1 protein-coding gene is annotated in these 1,125 nt (G+C 78.1%); it reads left to right on the forward strand.

Annotation, left to right across the window (positions count from 1 at the left end; genetic code table 11):
* Positions 1–995: FliI/YscN family ATPase (locus E2C05_RS31950; protein WP_240046994.1), on the forward strand; the 995-nt coding region annotated here is incomplete at its 5' end.
* Between the last annotated feature and the right edge of the window lie 130 nt (positions 996–1,125).

The following is a 1,125-nucleotide window of genomic DNA, read 5'->3' on the forward strand; positions in this document are numbered from 1 at the left end:
CCGGTCCCGCCCCGCGGCCGCTGCGCACCGCCCCGCCGCCGGCCGGGCAGCGCGCCCGGCTCGGCCCGCGGCTCGATCTCGGCGTGCGGGTGCTGGACGCCTTCGCCACCTGCCGCCGCGGCCAGCGCCTCGGCCTCTTCGCCGCCTCGGGCGTCGGCAAGTCCACCCTGCTGGCCATGCTGGCCGCCCGCGCCGCCTGCGACGTCGTCGTGCTTGGCCTGGTCGGGGAACGCGGGCGGGAGCTGCGGGAATTCCTCGAGGACGATCTGGGCCCGGAGGGCATGGCCCGCAGCGTGACGGTCTGCGCCACCTCCGACACGCCGGCGCTGCTGCGGCGGGAAGCCGCCTATGCCGCCATGACGGTCGCCGAGCATTTCGCCGACCAGGGCAGGCAGGTGCTGCTGCTGATGGACAGCGTCACCCGCTTCGCCATGGCGCTGCGCGAGATCGGCCTGGCGGCGGGGGAGCCGCCGGCGACCCGCGGCTATACCCCCGGCGTCTTCGCCGAGCTGCCGCGCCTGCTGGAACGCGCCGGCCCGCGCGCGGAGGGGCAGCCGGGCTGCATCACCGGCCTCTTCACCGTGCTGGTCGAGGGCGACGACCATGACGAGCCCGTGGCGGATGCCGTCCGCGGCATCCTCGACGGCCATGTCGTGCTGGACCGCCGGATCGGCGAGGCCGGCCGCTACCCGGCGGTGGACGTGCTGCGCAGCCTGTCGCGCACCGTGCCCGGCTGCCTGCGGCCGGAGGAGCGGGACCTGATGCTGCGCGCCCGCCGCATCCTGGCGCTGCAGGCGGAGATGGCGGACCTCGTCCGGCTCGGCGCCTATCGCCCCGGCACCGACCCGGCGGTGGACGAGGCCATCCGCCTCGGCCCCCGCATCGAGGCCGTGCTGGCCCAGGGGAAGGGCGAGGCCGCGGGTGAGAGCGCGACGGTGGAGGCGGCCTTCGCCGCGCTCGCCCTGGCCATGGAGGAGCTGCCGGTTGCCGCGTGACCCGCTCGCCGCCCTGGCCCGCCTGCGCCGGCTGGAGGTGGCGGAGGCCCGCCGCCGCTTCGCCCTCCAGGCGGCGCAGGAGGCCGCGGCGGCGCAGCGCCTGGCGGCGGCCGGGGCGGCGCTGCGGGCG

The organism is Paracraurococcus ruber (genome assembly GCF_004353985.1).
GTDB lineage: Bacteria > Pseudomonadota > Alphaproteobacteria > Acetobacterales > Acetobacteraceae > Paracraurococcus > Paracraurococcus ruber.